Below are 16,419 nucleotides of genomic sequence, written 5' to 3' on the forward strand. Positions count from 1 at the left end.
CTTTGTCATTGGGCGGGCAGATTCAGTGTCGGAAGTGGCGAACGCCCGAATACACCATCACCACGCCGCGCTCGTCCGCCGCGTCGATCACCTCCTGATCGCGCATTGAACCACCAGGCTGGATCACGCAGCTCGCGCCCGCGTCCACCACCACGTCCAGCCCGTCACGGAACGGGAAGAAGGCGTCGCTCGCCACGGCGGTGCCTTGCAGCGACAGCTTGGCGTGGCCTGCCTTGATGCTGGCGATGCGCGCGGAATCGAGCCGGCTCATCTGGCCGGCGCCCACGCCCATGGTCATGCCGTCCTTGCAGAACACGATGGCGTTGGACTTGACGAACTTGGCCACAGTCCAGGCGAACATGAGGTCGTCGAGTTGCTGTTCTGTGGGTTGCAGCTTCGTCACCACCTTGAGGTCGGCGCGCTGGAGCACATGGTTGTCGGCCGACTGCATGAGCAGGCCTGAGCCGATGCGCTTCACATCGGTGAGGTTCAGGCCCTGGTCCCAGGCGGTCGGGCCGCCGGGTGGCAGCGCGATTTCGAGCACGCGCACATTGGCCTTGGCCTTGAACACTTCCAGCGCCTCGGGCGTGTAGCCCGGCGCCATCAGCACTTCAACAAACTGCTTGCTGATGGCCACCGCACCCGCGCCATCGAGAACGCGGTTGAGCGCGATGATGCCGCCGAAGGCGCTGGTCGGGTCGGTCTGGAAGGCCTTGCTGTAGGCCTCGAGCGCGTCCCGGCCCACGGCCACGCCGCAGGGGTTGGCGTGTTTGACGATCACGCAGGCCGGCACATCGAAGCTCTTCACACATTCCCACGCCGCGTCGGCGTCGGCGATGTTGTTGTAGCTGAGCTCCTTGCCTTGCAGCTGTTTCGCGGTCACGAGCGAGCCGGGCGCGGGGTGCAGGTCGCGGTAGAAAGCAGCGGTCTGGTGCGGGTTCTCACCGTAGCGCAGGTCTTGCAGCTTGACGAAGCGGCCGTTGGCCTGCGCGGGGTATTCGCTGCGGGCGGGCACTGCAGCGCCAGCCTCGAACGTGATGCTGGAGAGGTAGTCGCTGATGGCACCGTCGTAGTTGCTGATGCGGTTGAATGCCGCCACCGAGAGTGCAAAGCGCGTCGCATCGCCGACTTTGCCGGTGGTCTTGAGCTCTTCGATCACGCCGGCGTATTGCGATGCGTCGGTCAACACCGCCACATCTTTCCAGTTCTTCGCAGCGCTGCGCACCATGGCCGGGCCGCCGATGTCGATGTTCTCGATCGCGTCATCGAGCGTGCAGCCGGGCTTGGCCACCGTGGCTTCAAACGGGTAGAGGTTGACGATGAGCAGGTCGATGGTGTCGATGCCGTGCGTCTTGAGCGCCGCCATGTGCTCGGGCAGATCGCGCCGGGCCAGCAGGCCACCATGCACCTTGGGGTGCAGCGTCTTCACCCGGCCATCCAGCATCTCGGGGAAGGCAGTGACCTCGGCCACCTCGGTCACGGGCAAGCCTTTGTCGGCCAGCAGCTTGGCGGTGCCGCCGGTGGAGATGAGGGACACGCCGAGGCTGTGCAGGGCCTGAGCGAGTTCGACGATGCCGGTCTTGTCGGAGACAGAGATGAGTGCGCGCATGAAAAAAGGTGTTGGTGGTTTTTGAATCGGGACGTGCTCAGTCGATGAGCTTGTGTTCGAGCAGCTTCTTGCGCAGCGTGTTGCGGTTCAGGCCCAGCCATTGCGCGGCGCGCGACTGGTTGTGTTGCGCCTGTTCCATCACCACCTCCAGCAGCGGTTTCTCGACCGCCTTGACCAGCATGTCGTGCAGGTTGGCCGGGTCGGTACCGTTGAGGTCGTGGAAAAAGTCTTCCATGCTGGCACGCACACAGTCGTGCAGTTTGTTCTGTTTCATGCGGCCAGTTTCCAGTCGTCTCTCGGGATTGTTGTTGTCTCAAAGGACCATTCGTCCAGGCTGTCGCTCACGCAGCGCAGCTGTTCGTCCACGGTGGTGGTGGCGTTGACGCGGGCGCGGAACACCGCAGCGGCCCCGGCGGGCAGCGGCAGCGACTGCGCGTACCAGCCCAGGTGCTTGCGCGCGCTGCGCACACCGGTGAATTCGCCATAAAGATCGTAGTGGTCGTGCAGGTGGTCCAGCAGCCAGCCCCGCACCTCGGTCAGATCGGGTGGCGACAGGTGAACACCGGTGGCCAGGAAGTGTGCGATCTCGCGAAATATCCAGGGCCGCCCTTGCGCGGCGCGACCGATCATGATGGCGTCGGCGCCGGTGCGCCGCAGCACTTCGCGCGCCTGCTCGGGGCTGTTGATGTCGCCGTTGGCCACCACCGGGATGCGCACGCGGCTCTTGATGTGGGCCACGGTGTCGTGCTCGGCCTGGCCCTTGTAACCCTGTTCGCGCGTGCGGCCGTGCACGGTGAGCATCTGCACACCAGCGGACTCGGCGGCAAGCGCGAGCGTGGGTGCGTTGCGCACGCTGGCGCACCAGCCGGTGCGCATCTTGAGCGTGACGGGCACACCGTGTGGCTGGCAAGCGGTCACCACGGCCTGCACGATTTCGATGGCCAAGGTCTCGTCCTGCATGAGCGCGGAGCCGGCCCACTTGTTGCAGACCTTCTTGGCCGGGCATCCCATGTTGATGTCGATGATCTGCGCGCCGCGGTCGATGTTGTAGCGCGCGGCGTCGGCCATCATCTGCGCGTCGGTGCCGGCGATCTGCACCGCAATCGGCGCGGCTTCGCCTTCATGGTTGGCGCGACGCGAGGTCTTCAGACTGTCCTGCAGATCGGGGCGCGAGGTCACCATTTCGCTCACTGCATAGCCGGCACCCAGTCGCTTGCACAGTTTGCGGAACGGCCGGTCGGTCACACCCGCCATGGGTGCGACAAACAGGGCATTGGGCAAGATGAAGGCCCCGAGTTGCATGGCGGTGGGAGAATGCGGGTGGTTGGACGGGACCTTCGCAGGCCCAGCCAATGCGGGATGCGAAGGAGCGAGATTCTACCTGCCTGTTTTTTCAGCAGGCGATAAGCAAACCCTTTCTTTCGCCTTTCACACAACACCACGCGCAACATCACGCAACGCCGGCTGCCGGCGTTTTTTCCGCCCCCATGCCCGACTGGTCCACCCACCTGCTGCAACTGCTGGCCCTGCCCGAATTCGGGCTGAGCACCGTGTTCGTGGTGGCTTTTGTTTCGGCCACGCTGCTGCCCTTGGGCTCGGAGCCCGCGGTGTTCGGTCTGATCAAACTCAACCCCGAACTCTTCTGGCCAGCCATCCTGGTGGCCACGGCCGGCAACACGCTGGGCGGCGGCGTCAGCTGGTTCATGGGCCTGGGCACGCACAAGGTGGTGGACAAAGCCCGCGGCAGCGCCACCGAACTGCGTGCATTGCACTGGCTGGAACGCTTCGGCCCCAAAGCCTGTCTGCTCGCCTGGCTGCCGGTGGTGGGCGACCCGCTGTGCGCAGTGGCAGGCTGGATGAAATTCCCCTTCTGGCCCTGTCTGGCTTACATGGCCATCGGCAAGTTCGCCCGCTACCTCACCATGACAGCCGCGCTGCTCTGGTTCTTTCCTGGCGCCCTGAACACATGAGCACTTCTCGTCAGGGCCTGCCGCGCGCCCTCTGGGCCTTGATGGTCGGCAACTTCGTGATCGGCACCGGCGTGATGGTGGTGCCGGGCACGCTGACCGACATCAGCAGCTCGCTCAACGTGTCGATCCCGCAGGCCGGCCAGCTCATCACCGCTGCGGCCATCCTCATGGGCCTGGGCGCACCCGCCTTTGCCAGTCTGGTCGCCGGCTGGGACCGCCGCCGCCTGCTCACACTCTCGCTGCTCTGGTACGGCCTGCTCACCGCGGCCTGCGCGCTGGCGCCGAGCTACGCCGGCTTGCTGCCACTGCGTGTGCTGGCCGTCATCTCGCCGGCCGTCTTCACGCCGCAGGCGGCGGCCTGCGTAGGCCTGCTGGTGCGGCCCGACCAACGCGGGCGCGCCATCACCTTCGTGTTCCTCGGCTGGTCGGTGGCCTCGGTCATGGGCATGCCGCTGTCGGCCTGGATCGGCGGCACGCTGGGTTGGCGCTGGGCTTTCGGTCTGGTGGCGCTGATGTCGGTGGCCAGCGCGGCCTGGGTCTGGCGCGAGATGCCCAACGGCATCCGGCCCGCTGCCCTGTCGCGCCAGGCCTGGCAGGCCACGCTGGGCTCGGCGCCACTCATGCTGGCCGTGGGCGTGACGCTGCTTTCGGCCTTCGGTCAGTTCACGCTGTTCTCGTACTTCGCGCCCTACTTTCTGCAGACCCTGGGGCTGGGTGGCGGTGCGCTCTCGCTCATGTTCTTGTGGTTCGGCGCCTTTGGTCTGGCGGGCAACGTGGGCATGTCACGCTGGATCGACCACGTGGGTGCGGCGCGCGCCGTGTTCATGTCGCTCGGCCTGATCGTGCTGAGCCTGCTGCTGTGGCCGCTTGGCCAGGGCGGTGTGTGGCAGCAAGCTTTGGTGCTGGTGCCGTGGGCGCTGGGCTGTTTCGCGGTGAATTCGGCGCAGCAGGCGCGGCTGGTGCACATCTCACCGGCATTGGCCCCGGCCACGGTGGCGCTCAACACCTCGGCCATGTACGCCGGTCAGGCCATGGGCGCGGCATTGGGCGGGCTGATGATCGCGCAAGGCCGCATGCTCAAGCTCAACCAGGTGGGGCTGGTGGTGCTGGTGTTTGCCATGGCCCTGAGCGTGTTGGCCGCTCGGACGAATACGGGCTTGCCGATTCAGAAACGCTCGTAGGGCAGCAGGTAGCGCCACTCGCCCACAGGCAGCCCGGCCAGCGAAATGCGGCCGAGCCGCAAGCGGCGCAAGGCGGTGAGCTGCAGTCCGGCGCGCTCACACAGGTGCGCCACCTGGCCCGGCCGGTTGCCCTTGATGGCCAGGCGCAGGCGCAGTTCGCTCTGCCAGCTGGCGCGCGCGGAGGGCACGGCCCAGCCGTCAAAAAACAGCGCCTTGCCCAGTGACTTGATCACCGCCTCGCGTCGGGCTTCATCTTCCAGTTCGGGATCGGCCGCCACCTCGGCCAGCCACTCGTGTTCGAGTTGCGCTGCGTCGTCGGTCATCTTGCGCGCCACGCTCGGGTTCTGGGTGAACACCATCAGGCCGCTGGCCTTGGTGCCCAGCGGTGACACGGGCAGCAGCTTGTGCAGATGTGCCTTGAGCGGGCGCACGCCCGAGCGGTCGCCCTTGAAGCGGTTGGCGCTGGTGAACCACTTGGCGGCCAGCGCATCCGGCAGCAGCGGCTCGTCGGGCAGCACCCGCGTGGCCGGCTTGTGCCAGATCAGCGTCATCGACTCCAGTGGCTCCAGCCTGGCCTTGGGGTCGAGCAACACGGTCTGGGCATCGTGCACGCGCTCCATCGGCTCTTCAACCACCTTGCCGTCCACCCGCACCCAGCCACCCGCGATGTAGTTTTCGGCGTCGCTGCGCGAGCACGGTAGCTGCGCGGCCAGGCGTTTGGCCAGGCGCTGGAGTTCGGGCTGGCCGGGTTGCGTCATGTTGGCGTTCAGCTGCTGAACAGGAAGTTCATCACGTCGCCATCCTTGACGACGTAATCCTTGCCTTCGGCGCGCATCTTGCCCGCGTCTTTCGCGCCCTGCTCGCCCTTGAAGGCGATGAAGTCGTCAAACGCAATGGTCTGGGCGCGGATGTAGCCTTTTTCGAAATCGGTGTGGATCACACCCGCCGCCTGCGGGCCGGTGTCGCCCACATGGATGGTCCAGGCGCGCACCTCTTTCACACCTGCGGTGAAGTAAGTCTGCAGGCCGAGCAGCTGGTAGGCGGCGCGGATCAGGCGGTTCAGGCCGGGTTCGTCCTGCCCGAGTTCCTTGAGGAATTCGAGCCGGTCGGCGTCGTCCATCTCGGAGAGTTCGGCTTCGATCTTGGCGCAGATGGCGACCACGGGCGCATTCTGCTTGGCGGCGAAGGCGCGCAGTCGATCCAGGAAGGGGTTGTTCTCGAAACCGTCTTCGGACACGTTGGCCACGAACATCGCGGGCTTGGCCGTGATCAAGAAGAACTGTTTGAGTTGCGCCTGCTCGTCCTTGCTGAAGTCGATGGTGCGCACGGGCTGGGTGTCGTTCAGCGCGGTCTGGCACCTCTCCAGGATGGCAAGCTGCTTGATCGATTCCTTGTCGCCCGAGCGCGCGGTCTTGCTCACTCGATGAATGGCTTTTTCCACCGCAGCCAGGTCGGCCAGGCAGAGCTCGGTCTGAATGACCTCGATGTCGGCGATCGGGTCGACCTTGTTGGCCACGTGGATCACGTTGTCGTCTTCGAAGCAGCGCACCACGTTGACGATGGCGTCGGTCTCGCGGATGTGCGCCAGAAACTTGTTGCCCAGGCCTTCACCGGTGCTCGCGCCCGCCACCAGACCGGCAATGTCCACAAACTCCACGATCGCCGGCACCACACGCTCGGGCTCAACGATGGCCGCCAGCTGCGCCAGCCGCGGATCAGGCACCTCCACCACGCCGGTGTTGGGCTCGATGGTGCAGAAGGGGTAGTTCTCGGCCGCGATGCCGGCTTTGGTCAGCGCGTTGAAAAGGGTGGACTTGCCCACGTTGGGCAGGCCCACGATGCCGCATTGGAGGCTCATGGATATTCCTTTGAAATCAACCCCCTCTGCACCATCGAGCCCCACACCGGCGTGGTGGAGGTGCCCGAGCCGCGACAAGCGGGAACGTGCGGCAAACAGTGAGAACCGAGCCGGAGTTCGTCGAGTTTTTGAGGACTTGGTCCTCGTTTTGCCAGGGGGAAAGTGGTCGTGATTGTACTGATCAGCGAATCTTTGCTGCTCAATGGCGGCGCAGCGACCAGCAGGCCCGTTTGACGCCCGCAAGATCGGGATCATGGGGCGTTTGTTCACAGGGCGCGCCCGTCAGTACTTGTCGGTGTCCGGTGCACGGCGCGACGCTTCGCCTGCACACGCTTTCCAACGGCCACGTGGCTTGGCGCGCGAATATGTTCTGAGCTACCATCAAACTTTTGTTTACAACACCGGAGGTGATTTGATGAGCAAGCACTCGACACTCGTGGCAATTGTGGCCATCGGCCTATCTGGAAGCGCCTTCGCTCAATCCTGCGCTTGCCCAGCCGGCACGGGAACACAACTGTCGAATCAAAACCAGATCAACGCTGTGCTGCTGGGCAACACCGTGTGTGTGGGCAGCGCTCCGACCTGGGATGCACAAGAACAGCACATTGGCGGGGGGGTGCTGAGGGATTTCAAACGTGGAGCCGGTGATCCAACGGATCCGACGGCGCAGATTGGCAACTGGGCCGTCACTGGCAGTGGGTCGAATGCGATCGTGACCTACACCTATGGAGGCACTTCGTACTCCTACGGCGTTTGCAGCACCGGCACGAGCGCCGTGGCCAACCAGGCGGTCGGATTTTGCCCAGCGGCGCCAAGTCCGGGTACCGCCACGTCGGGCACGCTTCGCATTGGCGCCGTGGGCTGCTGAATATCGCCAGGTTGGTCGCAGTTGAATGGCCATTTCAACGGCCAGTCACTGGATCGCCATCGAAGCCCGTCGGTGGCGACGTGAATCAAGAAAGCACCAGGCTCTTGGATCAACCAGCACTCTAGAGACACAAGATCCTCAGTCAAAGCGCCAGTCGGCTCTGACCGACTGGCCCACGCGAAGCACCTGCCCATCACCCTCGATCACGATCGCGTTCATACCGAAAGTGATGGCGCCGTCGAGCCTCGGGTCCTGCCGGTAGGTCTGCAGCGTGTCGCCCACCACCGCGCTTGAAATGGCCGTGTTGGGGTCGATGTTGGGGATGGGGCAGCGGCCGCAGGGCTTCACCGGCTCGATCACGGCGGCGCCATCCAGGGTGTCGATGCGCAGCGCCCCCACGCGGTCCTCGTCGTGCGACTCCACACCACCCAGCACGACGTTGGGCCGGAAACGGCGCATGTCCACCGGCTCGTGGCCGGCGACAACCAAACGGGCGTTGAGGTCGGCCAGCGAGGCGCTGCTGGTGACCAGCAGACCAAAGCCGTCTGCAAACTGGGTGGTGGCCTCGCGTCCGCCGGTCCAGGCGGGATCGCAGGGACGCTTCACGTCGGGGTCGAAACGTGCCAGGCGCAGGCGCTTCAGATTCGCCGGTGCGTCTGGCCCCAGAAAATCGCTGAACCACTGGGCCGCCACATCACCCATGTCGTAAGCGTCCACCGCGTCGTCCCACACCCGCACCTTGAGCGGGTCTTCGGCAGCGTCCAGCGCCAGGTGCAGGGACAGCATGCCGGGCGCACGCAGCATCAGCTGGCCCATCTTGAACGACGGCTGGATCAGCGCCATGCGGGGCAATTCGCGCTGGCTGACGAATTCGCCCTCGGTATCCACCACCATCCAGGCGCGGTCGTACAGCAGACCGGTGTCGGTCAGCTCGGATTCGCGCACCTGGATGCCGGCGCACGACTTGACCGGGTAGACCCAAAGTTCTTCGATGGTGGCCTGCACGGCGGTGGGGGTGGCGGCTGGGTTCATGGCGGGTTGTGCAGCAAGGTCGGGGGTGAAAAGCCGGGACGGCCCGCATGGGTTTGGCCCGTGGGAGGCCCGGATTGTGCCCTGCTCCTAAAATCCCTCTATGAATGCAACACCCCCGCGAGCTGGTACCCCCCGGCGTTTTGATGTCGCCGTGCAGGGAGCGGGCGTGGTGGGTCAGACACTGGCCTTGTTGCTGGCACGCGATCGCCTGCGCGTGGCGCTGGTTGGCGGCCCCCGCGGCACCGACGCCCCCGACGTGCGCGCCTACGCCCTGAACAGCGCCTCGCGCGAATTGCTGCGCTCGGTACGCGCCTGGCCCGAGGCCGATGCCAACGACCAGCACGCCTCCCCCATCACCCCGGTGAGCGCCATGCAGGTCTGGGGCGACGACGGCGGCGAATTGAAGTTCTCGGCCAACGACCAGGGCAGCGAGGCCCTCACCTGGATCGTGGACGTGCCCGCGCTGGAGCAGCGCCTGAGCGATGCCGTGGGATTTCAAGGCGGCATCGAACGCCTGACCGAGACACCGGCTGCGGCCCTCACCGTGGTGTGCGAGGGCAAACGCAGCCAGACCCGCGAGCAGCTGGGCCTCGCGTTCGACGTGCGCCCCTACGCCCACAAGGCGGTGGCAGCCCGGCTGCGCTGCGAGCGGCCTCACGGTGGCGTGGCGCGCCAGTGGTTTGCCCAGGGTGAAGTGATGGCTCTGCTGCCCCTGGGCGGAGCCGAGGGGAACTCGGTGGCGCTGGTGTGGTCTGTTCCAGCAGAGCAGGCCAACTTGTGGCTGCAATCCGATCCCTCCGTCCTGGCCCAGGCGGTGCAGGCGCGCAGCGCCAACACCCTGGGCACCCTGCACATGGAAAGTCCCGCCCAGGCCTGGCCCCTCGAACTCTCGCGCGCGCAGCGCTGGATCACCCGCAACGCCACTGGTGGCGTTGCGCTGGCCGGCGATGCGGCGCATGCCATGCACCCGCTGGCGGGCCAGGGCCTCAACGTGGGCCTGGCCGATGCAGCCGAACTGGCCCGCGTGCTGCACGAACGCGAGTACTGGCGCGACCTCGGCGACCTCAAGCTGCTGCGCCGCTACGAGCGCGCGCGAGCCGCCGAGGTGGGCGCCATGGGCTGGATCACCGACGGTCTGTTTGGTCTCTTTGCCCACGATGACAGCCGCGTGCAGGCGCTGCGCAACTGGGGCCTGAACAGCTTCAACCGCAGTGGCCCCGTCAAGCGCTGGCTGGCGCGACAAGCCATGGGCCAGGCGGCCTGACCCCCTTTCCGATCACTTCAAAGCGCACCCAAGATGAAATTCTTCAAGACCTTGTTGCTCGCGGCCCTGACCGCCCTGTCCCTGAGCGCGCTGGCGCAGGAGGCCACCATCCGCAAGAACCTCGCCGAGCGCCTGCCCAACCTGCCGTCGATCGACGAGGTCAGCAAGACGCCGATGCCGGGCGTCTTCGAGGTTCGCATCAACCAGAGTGACATCTTCTACACCGATGCCGAGGGCAACTACCTGATCCAGGGCGCCATGATCGACACCCGGGCCCGCGCCAACCTGACCGAACAGCGCCTGGAAAAACTCACCGCGCTGGCTTTCAAGGACTTGCCCATGAAAGACGCCTTCACCCTCGTGCGTGGCAACGGCAAACGCAAGATGGCGGTGTTTGAAGACCCCAACTGTGGCTACTGCAAACGCCTGCACCGCGAGTTCGCCAAGATCGACAACGTGACGGTCCACGTCTTCCTCATCCCCGTGCTCGGCGACGATTCGGTCGACAAGGCCCGCCGCATCTGGTGCTCCAAGGACAAGGCCAAGACCTACAGCGACTGGATGGTGAACAGCCTGCCGCCCGCATCGGCCAGCTGCGACACCGCCGCCATCGAGCGCAACAGCCGCCTGGCCAGCAAGCACGGCATCAAGGGCACGCCCACCTTGATCTTCGTCAATGACACCCGGGTGCCGGGTTACATCACGGCCGACCGCATCGAAGACATGCTCAACTGATGCCGTCCAGCATGCCTTTGTCCGACGCCGGCGGCGAACCCCACAAGCACCCCCTCATCCACCGACTGGGCCATGCCGGCCTGATTCCCCTGGTGGGGCTGGCCCTCCTGGTCTGGCTGGTCACACCCGACCTGCAGTCCTGGGTGGCGCTGGCACTGGCGTCCTACGCTGCCCTCATCGCCTCCTTTCTCGGCGGCATCCACTGGGGCATCGGCTGGAGCCAGCTGACCCGTGCGCCCGACAGCAAGACCCACTTCCTGTGGGGCGTCATGCCCTCGCTGCTGGCCTGGCCGGGCCTGGTGATGCCGCCTCACTCGGGCCTGGCTTGGCTTGGCCTGGTGTTGATCGTCTGTTACCTGGTCGACCGCAAGCTCTATGCACAAGCCGGACTGGGCGCCTGGCTGCAGTTGCGTTTCCGGCTCTCCGCCGTGGCGGCGCTGAGTTGTTTCATCGGCGCAGGAGCCCTCTGATGCCCAAACGTCCCACCCCCGCCACCAGCGTGCGCTTCACCGTCTCGGTCCAGGACGCCAACGCCCACCTGTTTGCCGTCACGTTGCAGATCGAACATCCCGCGAAGAACCAGCGCATGGGCTTGCCGGTGTGGATCCCGGGCAGCTACCTCGTGCGTGAGTTTTCCCAGCACCTGCAGAACCTGCAGGCCTGGCAAAACGGCCAGCCGGTGGCGATCAGGCAACTCGACAAGAACCACTGGCAGGCCGCAGCCGTGGCCGGCCAACCGCTGGAGCTGCAGTACGAGGTGTACGCGTTTGACGCCTCGGTGCGCACCGCTTTCCTGGACAGCACGCGCGGCTTCTTCAACGCCACCAGCCTGTGCCTGCGGGTGACCGGGCAGGAAGACCTGCCCCATGCGCTGGAGATCGTGGCGGGCGCCTCGACGCAAGGCTGGAACCTCGTCACCGGGCTGCCCGCCCACAGCGTGGACGCCGCCGGTTTTGGCCACTACCGCGCCGACAACTACGACGAGCTGGCCGACTGCCCGGTGGACATGGGCCGCTTCTGGAACGGCCGCTTCACCGCTGGTGGCGTGGAACACCGCTTCGTCATCAGCGGCGCTGGCGCCTGGCTCGATGGCGAGCGCCTGATCGAAGACACACGGCGCATCTGCGAAGCGCAGATCGCTTTCTGGCATGGGGATGGCGCCCCTCCGTTTTCCAGCTACGTGTTCATGCTGCACGCCAGCGCTGACGGCTACGGCGGGCTGGAGCACCGCAACTCCACAGCGCTCATCTGCCAACGCGCCGACCTGCCCCGGCTGCGTTCCTCCAGCAGTGAGAAACCCGCCGCGCTCAAGGCCACCGACGGATACACCACCCTGCTGGGCCTCATCAGCCACGAGTATTTCCACACCTGGAACGTCAAGCGCCTGCGCCCCGCCGAGTTCAAGCGCTACGACTACACCGCCGAGAACTACACCGAACTGCTCTGGTTCTTCGAGGGCTTCACCAGCTACTACGACGACCTGATCCTGCGCCGCGCCGGTCTCATCGACGACACAGCCTACCTGCAGCTGGTCGCCAAGACAATCAACCAGGTGCAACAGACGCCGGGTCGCCACCTGCAGAGCGTGGCGCAAGCCAGTTTTGATGCGTGGGTGAAGTACTACCGCATGAACGAGAACACGCCCAACGCGACGGTGAGCTACTACACCAAGGGCTCGCTGGTGGCGCTGTGCCTGGACCTCACGCTGCGTGCTGAAGGCCACACCACGCTGGACGCCGTGATGCGCGAACTCTGGCAGCGCTGTCAGGGTGGCCCGATGCGCCAGGCCGATCTGCTGCGCGCCCTCAAGCGCCTGGGCAAGCGCAGTTTCGAAGGCGAGATCGCCGCCTGGGTGCACAGCACGGCCGATCTGCCCCTGATGAGCCTGCTGCAGGGCCAAGGCACGAAAGTCTCGCACGACAAGGCACCACTGGCCCAGCAACTGGGCTTGCGCGTGGCCGAATCGGGCGGCAGCGTGCAGATCAAGACCGTGCTGCGCGGGGGCACGGCCGAGGCGGCCGGCATGGCCGCTGGTGACGAGTGGCTGGGCCTGGAACTGGCAGCGGTGCGTCGAGGTGGCACGCCCGAGGCCTGGCGCATTCACAAACTCGACGACGTGACCATGCTGCGCGGCCAGCGCCCGCGCATCACCGCACTGGTCTCGCGCGACAACCGCCTGCTCAAGTGCCCGCTGGACTGGCCCACCGAAACCCAGGCCGTCAAGCTCGCGGTGGGCGACGCGGCCAGGCTGGACGCCTGGCTTTCGCACTCGCCCACCTGAGCCGGGCGGCTTCAGGCTGCGGGTTGACGAAGATCCACCACCCGTTTGGCCTTGCCCTGGCTGCGCTCCACACCGCCTTCGGGCTTGAGTTCCACGGCCACGCTGCTGCCCACGTACACCTTGATCTCGTGCTGCAGCTGCTTGGCCGCGGCGCGCGCCTCAAGGCTCTCCGGTGAGAGACCCGCGCGTGTTTCCACCACCACGGTGAGGTTGTCCATCGGGCCTTCGCGCGTGAGCACGCACTGGTAGTGCGCGCTGAGCTCGGGGCGCTTCAAGATCAGTTCTTCGATCTGCGTGGGAAACACGTTGACGCCGCGCACGATCATCATGTCGTCGCTGCGCCCGGTGATCTTTTCCATGCGGCGCATGGTGCGCGCGGTGCCCGGGAGCAGGCGCGTGAGGTCGCGCGTGCGGTAGCGGATGATGGGCAGCGCTTCCTTGGTCAGGCTGGTGAACACCAGCTCGCCCATCTCGCCGTCGGCCACCGGTTCGCCGGTCTCGGGGTCGATGATCTCGGGGTAGAAGTGGTCTTCCCAGATGGTCGGTCCGTCCTTGGTTTCCACGCACTCGTTGGCCACGCCCGGGCCCATCACCTCCGAGAGGCCATAGATGTCGACCGCATCGATCCCCATGCGGGCTTCGATCGCCACGCGCATGTCGTTGGTCCAGGGCTCGGCGCCGAAGATGCCGATGCGCATGCTGCTCTGGCGCGGATCGATCCCCTGGCGCTCGAATTCATCCGCAATGGCCAGCATGTAGCTCGGCGTGACCATGATGATGTCGGGTTTGAAGTCCTGGATCAGCTGGACCTGGCGCTCGGTCTGGCCACCACCGAACGGCACCACGGTGAGCCCGAGCTTTTCGGCGCCGTAGTGCGCACCCAGCCCGCCGGTGAAGAGGCCATAGCCATAGCTCACGTGCACCAGATCACCCGGCCGCGCGCCGCTGGCGCGGATGCTGCGCGCCACCACCGTGGCCCAGGTGTCGATGTCTTTCAGCGTGTAGCCCACCACCGTGGGCTTGCCGGTGGTGCCGCTGCTGGCGTGGATGCGCGCGCACTGTTCACGCGGCACGGCGAACATGCCGAACGGATAGCTGTCGCGCAGGTCCTTCTTGGTGGTGAAGGGAAACTTCGCCAGGTCGGCCAGGCTGCGGCAGTCGTCCGGGTGCACGCCCGCCGCGTCGAACTTGGCGCGGTAAACGGGTGAGTTCGTGTAAGCGTGGCGCAGCGTGGCCTGCAGGCGCTTGAGCTGCAAGGCACGCAGCTCGTCGATGCTGGCTTTCTCGATCGGCTCAAGTGCAAAGGCTTTCATGGGCATCCTTCTTCGGGAAACACCGTCCCGGGAATCTGCGCGCTCTTGCCGCGAAACATGGCCACCACCTCGCCGCGCTGGTTGCTCACCTGCATGTCGTAGATGCCGTGGCGGCCCGAGAGCGTTTGTTCCACGCCCTCGCAGGTGAGCACGTCGCCCGCGTGCGCCGGGCGCAGGAACTCGATGCTGCAGCCCGCGGCCACCGCGTTTTTGTTGTGGCTGTTGCAGGCAAAGGCAAAGGTGGAATCGGCCAGTGTGAAGATGAAGCCACCGTGGCAGATCTGGTGGCCGTTGAGGTGCAGCGGCTGCACCGCCATGCGGATGCTGGCGCGACCCGGCTCGCAACTCAGCAGCTCCATGCCCATGGTGTCCTTGCTGGCGGTGTCGACCGCGAACATCGTCTGACCGACTTTGGCGGCTCGTTCGTGGGGACTCATCATTCCCCCTTGAAACGCGCTGGGCGCTTTTCGCGAAACGCCATCACGCCTTCGATGTAATCGTGCGTCTTGCCCAGCGCCGACTGCGTGTCGCGTTCCACATCGAGCTGCTGGCTCAAGGTGCGTGTGGAAGCGTCGCGCAGCAGTGCGCGCGTGGCCACCAGCGCCCGGGTCGGCATGGCGGCCAGTTTCAGCGCCAGGGCCATCGAGCTGCCCAGGCAGTCATCGGCCACGTCCCAGATCATTCCCCACTCCTTCGCCTGAGTGGCCGGCAGTTTGTCGCCGGTCAAGGCCAGCGCCATGGCGCGCGCCAGCCCCAGGCGTTCCACCAGCAGCCAGCTGCCGCCGGCGTCGGGCACCAGCCCGATCTTGCTGAAGGCCTGGATGAAGCTGGCACCGGTGGCGGCGATCGCGATGTCGCAGCACATGGCCAGCGACGCACCCGCGCCCGCCGCCACGCCGTTGACCGCCGCGATGGTGGGCATGCGCAAGCCCTGCAGGCGCCGCGCGGTCGGGTTGAACGCCTGCTCGATCACCGGGCCGGGGTCGGCGCGCTGCGCCAGATCGGGCCCGGGCTCGAAGTCGAACTCGGCCAGGTCGGCCCCGGCGCAAAAGCCCCGCCCCGCACCCGTGATCACCAACGCACGCACCTCCGGGTTGGCTTCGGCCCGGTCCAGCGCGGCCCACAGCTCGCGGTGCATCTGGCGGGTGAAACTGTTGAGCGCATCGGGCCGGTTGAGCGTGACCAGGGCCACGGCCCCACGCTCTTCATACAAGACGGTGGCTTCAGACATGGCAGGGGGTCTCCTCGGCTGGCGGTGGGTGTTCGGCGGGATGGATCGGCGGTGCAATTTACCATTAACCAACCAATCGGTCGGTTAATGTTTTCCCTTGGTACCGGCCGCTATAGTGGACAGCTTTCCAACCAACACCGACCCCCGAGGAGACCCCATGTCCGCCATCGCCGCGCCCGAATGCATCACCGTCCGAACCGAAGGCCGGGTGGGCATCATCACGCTCAACCGCCCCAAGCAGCTCAACGCGCTCAACGAGCAACTGATGAACGAGCTGGGCGATGCACTCAAGACGTTTGACGCCAATGAGGACATCGGCTGCATGATCCTCACCGGCAGCGAGAAGGCCTTTGCCGCGGGTGCCGACATCGGCGCCATGGCTGGCTACACCTTCGCCGACGTCTACAAGGGCGACTACATCACCCGCAACTGGGAAACCATCCGCAGCATCCGCAAGCCCGTGATCGGCGCCGTGAGCGGCTTCGCACTCGGCGGCGGCTGCGAGCTGGCCATGATGTGCGACTTCATCATCGCCGCCGACAACGCGAAGTTCGGCCAGCCCGAGATCAAGCTCGGCGTGATCCCCGGCGCCGGCGGTACCCAGCGCCTGCCCCGCGCGGTGGGCAAGTCCAAGGCCATGGACATGGTGCTGACCGCCCGCATGATGGACGCCACCGAAGCGGAACGCGCCGGCCTGGTGAGCCGTGTGGTGCCGCTGGACAAGCTGATGGACGAAGCGCTGGGCGCGGCGCTCATCATCTGCGGCTTCTCGCTGCCCAGCGTGATGGCGGCCAAGGAATCGGTCAACCGCTCGTTCGAGGGCTCGTTGTCCGACGGCGTGATGTTCGAGCGCCGCATCTTCCACGCGCTGTTCGCCACCGCCGACCAAAAGGAAGGCATGGACGCTTTCGTGAACAAGCGCAAGCCCGAGTTCAAGCACCTCTGAATGGCGCAGCGCGCGGGTGGGATGCACAGGCTGTAACACGCCGGTGCGGATTGCAGGCGTATAACGGCCAACGCGCAGAGGTAGCCCGAAAGGCAACAGTTCGGGTGCTGCGCGGGCGGGCCGCCGGCCTG

At 66.0% G+C, this 16,419-nt stretch carries 17 protein-coding genes; 8 read left to right on the forward strand and 9 right to left on the reverse strand.

Features of this window, described 5'->3' with window-relative positions; translation table 11 throughout:
* Positions 1-22: 22 nt before the first annotated feature.
* The 3 genes from purH to dusB are packed head-to-tail and all read right to left on the reverse strand — an operon-like array spanning position 23 to position 2,911.
* Positions 23-1,609 (reverse strand): bifunctional phosphoribosylaminoimidazolecarboxamide formyltransferase/IMP cyclohydrolase, encoded by a 1,587-nt coding sequence (gene purH, locus F9Z44_RS18045; protein WP_159608090.1) that lies wholly within the window; start codon positions 1,607-1,609, stop codon positions 23-25.
* A gap of 37 nt (positions 1,610-1,646) precedes the next feature.
* Positions 1,647-1,883: a helix-turn-helix domain-containing protein gene (locus tag F9Z44_RS18050; protein WP_159608091.1), complete on the reverse strand. Its 237-nt coding sequence runs from the start codon at positions 1,881-1,883 to the stop codon at positions 1,647-1,649.
* Positions 1,880-2,911: a tRNA dihydrouridine synthase DusB gene (gene dusB, locus F9Z44_RS18055; RefSeq protein WP_159608092.1), complete on the reverse strand. Its 1,032-nt coding sequence runs from the start codon at positions 2,909-2,911 to the stop codon at positions 1,880-1,882. The genes F9Z44_RS18050 and dusB overlap by 4 nt, the downstream gene beginning before the upstream one ends.
* Before the next feature lie 185 nt (positions 2,912-3,096).
* On the opposite strand from dusB, the gene F9Z44_RS18060 reads away from it, so the two are divergent.
* Entirely contained in the window at positions 3,097-3,579 is a 483-nt protein-coding gene (locus tag F9Z44_RS18060) for a YqaA family protein (RefSeq protein WP_159608093.1), read from the forward strand.
* Positions 3,576-4,760, forward strand: coding sequence for an MFS transporter (locus F9Z44_RS18065; RefSeq protein WP_159608094.1), 1,185 nt, complete (start codon positions 3,576-3,578; stop codon positions 4,758-4,760). The genes F9Z44_RS18060 and F9Z44_RS18065 overlap by 4 nt, the downstream gene beginning before the upstream one ends.
* Here F9Z44_RS18065 and F9Z44_RS18070 read toward each other — a convergent pair.
* Together F9Z44_RS18070 and ychF are read right to left on the reverse strand one after the other, a co-directional pair.
* On the reverse strand, positions 4,745-5,518 hold the full coding sequence (locus F9Z44_RS18070) for an RNA pseudouridine synthase (protein ID WP_159608095.1): 774 nt from the start codon (positions 5,516-5,518) through the stop codon (positions 4,745-4,747). The two genes, F9Z44_RS18065 and F9Z44_RS18070, sit on opposite strands and share 16 nt — an antisense overlap.
* Positions 5,519-5,526: 8 nt before the next feature.
* Positions 5,527-6,618: a redox-regulated ATPase YchF gene (gene ychF, locus F9Z44_RS18075; RefSeq protein WP_159608096.1), complete on the reverse strand. Its 1,092-nt coding sequence runs from the start codon at positions 6,616-6,618 to the stop codon at positions 5,527-5,529.
* Positions 6,619-7,033: 415 nt separating this feature from the next.
* Here ychF and F9Z44_RS18080 point away from each other — a divergent pair, with 415 nt between their 5' ends.
* Complete coding sequence (locus F9Z44_RS18080; RefSeq protein ID WP_159608097.1) at positions 7,034-7,486, forward strand: hypothetical protein; 453 nt, start codon at positions 7,034-7,036, stop codon at positions 7,484-7,486.
* 138 nt (positions 7,487-7,624) lie between these two features.
* Here the strand turns inward: F9Z44_RS18080 and F9Z44_RS18085 are convergent, their stop codons facing one another.
* Positions 7,625-8,518 (reverse strand): MOSC domain-containing protein, encoded by an 894-nt coding sequence (locus tag F9Z44_RS18085; protein WP_159608098.1) that lies wholly within the window; start codon positions 8,516-8,518, stop codon positions 7,625-7,627.
* Positions 8,519-8,618: 100 nt separating this feature from the next.
* On the opposite strand from F9Z44_RS18085, the gene F9Z44_RS18090 reads away from it, so the two are divergent.
* From F9Z44_RS18090 to F9Z44_RS18105, 4 genes are read left to right on the forward strand one after another with little or no spacing between them, the layout of a single operon-like run.
* Positions 8,619-9,782 carry an FAD-dependent monooxygenase gene (locus F9Z44_RS18090; RefSeq protein WP_159608099.1) on the forward strand — a complete coding sequence of 388 codons (1,164 nt, stop codon included), beginning with the start codon at positions 8,619-8,621 and terminating at the stop codon, positions 9,780-9,782.
* Between the two features lie 33 nt (positions 9,783-9,815).
* Positions 9,816-10,517: a DsbC family protein gene (locus F9Z44_RS18095; protein ID WP_159608100.1), complete on the forward strand. Its 702-nt coding sequence runs from the start codon at positions 9,816-9,818 to the stop codon at positions 10,515-10,517.
* 11 nt (positions 10,518-10,528) lie between these two features.
* Entirely contained in the window at positions 10,529-10,987 is a 459-nt protein-coding gene (locus F9Z44_RS18100) for a DUF3429 domain-containing protein (RefSeq protein ID WP_159608101.1), read from the forward strand.
* Complete coding sequence (locus F9Z44_RS18105; protein ID WP_159608102.1) at positions 10,987-12,798, forward strand: M61 family metallopeptidase; 1,812 nt, start codon at positions 10,987-10,989, stop codon at positions 12,796-12,798. The genes F9Z44_RS18100 and F9Z44_RS18105 overlap by 1 nt, the downstream gene beginning before the upstream one ends.
* Positions 12,799-12,809: 11 nt before the next feature.
* On the opposite strand, the gene paaK is transcribed toward F9Z44_RS18105, so the two are convergent.
* The 3 genes from paaK to F9Z44_RS18120 are packed head-to-tail and all read right to left on the reverse strand — an operon-like array spanning position 12,810 to position 15,342.
* A complete protein-coding gene (gene paaK, locus F9Z44_RS18110) occupies positions 12,810-14,111 on the reverse strand; it encodes a phenylacetate--CoA ligase PaaK (protein ID WP_236574182.1) in 1,302 nt (433 codons plus the stop codon).
* Positions 14,108-14,548, reverse strand: coding sequence for a hydroxyphenylacetyl-CoA thioesterase PaaI (gene paaI, locus F9Z44_RS18115; protein ID WP_159608104.1), 441 nt, complete (start codon positions 14,546-14,548; stop codon positions 14,108-14,110). Before paaI ends, paaK begins: the two co-directional genes overlap by 4 nt.
* Entirely contained in the window at positions 14,548-15,342 is a 795-nt protein-coding gene (locus tag F9Z44_RS18120) for an enoyl-CoA hydratase-related protein (protein ID WP_159608105.1), read from the reverse strand. The genes paaI and F9Z44_RS18120 overlap by 1 nt, the downstream gene beginning before the upstream one ends.
* Before the next feature lie 157 nt (positions 15,343-15,499).
* On the opposite strand from F9Z44_RS18120, the gene F9Z44_RS18125 reads away from it, so the two are divergent.
* Positions 15,500-16,288, forward strand: a complete 789-nt coding sequence (locus F9Z44_RS18125; RefSeq protein WP_159608106.1) for an enoyl-CoA hydratase — start codon at positions 15,500-15,502, stop codon at positions 16,286-16,288.
* Positions 16,289-16,419: the final 131 nt, after the last annotated feature.

Origin of the sequence: Hydrogenophaga sp. PBL-H3 (assembly GCF_010104355.1) — a bacterium.
Taxonomy (GTDB): domain Bacteria; phylum Pseudomonadota; class Gammaproteobacteria; order Burkholderiales; family Burkholderiaceae_C; genus Hydrogenophaga.

What these genes read in the sequence shown, in the direction of transcription:
- purH (WP_159608090.1), bottom strand. Translation starts at nt 1,609, where the DNA reads ATGCGCGCACTCATCTCTGTCTCCGACAAGACCGGCATCGTCGAACTC.
- F9Z44_RS18050 (WP_159608091.1), bottom strand. Translation starts at nt 1,883, where the DNA reads ATGAAACAGAACAAACTGCACGACTGTGTGCGTGCCAGCATGGAAGAC.
- dusB (WP_159608092.1), bottom strand. Translation starts at nt 2,911, where the DNA reads ATGCAACTCGGGGCCTTCATCTTGCCCAATGCCCTGTTTGTCGCACCC.
- F9Z44_RS18060 (WP_159608093.1), top strand. Translation starts at nt 3,097, where the DNA reads ATGCCCGACTGGTCCACCCACCTGCTGCAACTGCTGGCCCTGCCCGAA.
- F9Z44_RS18065 (WP_159608094.1), top strand. Translation starts at nt 3,576, where the DNA reads ATGAGCACTTCTCGTCAGGGCCTGCCGCGCGCCCTCTGGGCCTTGATG.
- F9Z44_RS18070 (WP_159608095.1), bottom strand. Translation starts at nt 5,518, where the DNA reads ATGACGCAACCCGGCCAGCCCGAACTCCAGCGCCTGGCCAAACGCCTG.
- ychF (WP_159608096.1), bottom strand. Translation starts at nt 6,618, where the DNA reads ATGAGCCTCCAATGCGGCATCGTGGGCCTGCCCAACGTGGGCAAGTCC.
- F9Z44_RS18080 (WP_159608097.1), top strand. Translation starts at nt 7,034, where the DNA reads ATGAGCAAGCACTCGACACTCGTGGCAATTGTGGCCATCGGCCTATCT.
- F9Z44_RS18085 (WP_159608098.1), bottom strand. Translation starts at nt 8,518, where the DNA reads ATGAACCCAGCCGCCACCCCCACCGCCGTGCAGGCCACCATCGAAGAA.
- F9Z44_RS18090 (WP_159608099.1), top strand. Translation starts at nt 8,619, where the DNA reads ATGAATGCAACACCCCCGCGAGCTGGTACCCCCCGGCGTTTTGATGTC.
- F9Z44_RS18095 (WP_159608100.1), top strand. Translation starts at nt 9,816, where the DNA reads ATGAAATTCTTCAAGACCTTGTTGCTCGCGGCCCTGACCGCCCTGTCC.
- F9Z44_RS18100 (WP_159608101.1), top strand. Translation starts at nt 10,529, where the DNA reads ATGCCTTTGTCCGACGCCGGCGGCGAACCCCACAAGCACCCCCTCATC.
- F9Z44_RS18105 (WP_159608102.1), top strand. Translation starts at nt 10,987, where the DNA reads ATGCCCAAACGTCCCACCCCCGCCACCAGCGTGCGCTTCACCGTCTCG.
- paaK (WP_236574182.1), bottom strand. Translation starts at nt 14,111, where the DNA reads ATGAAAGCCTTTGCACTTGAGCCGATCGAGAAAGCCAGCATCGACGAG.
- paaI (WP_159608104.1), bottom strand. Translation starts at nt 14,548, where the DNA reads ATGAGTCCCCACGAACGAGCCGCCAAAGTCGGTCAGACGATGTTCGCG.
- F9Z44_RS18120 (WP_159608105.1), bottom strand. Translation starts at nt 15,342, where the DNA reads ATGTCTGAAGCCACCGTCTTGTATGAAGAGCGTGGGGCCGTGGCCCTG.
- F9Z44_RS18125 (WP_159608106.1), top strand. Translation starts at nt 15,500, where the DNA reads ATGTCCGCCATCGCCGCGCCCGAATGCATCACCGTCCGAACCGAAGGC.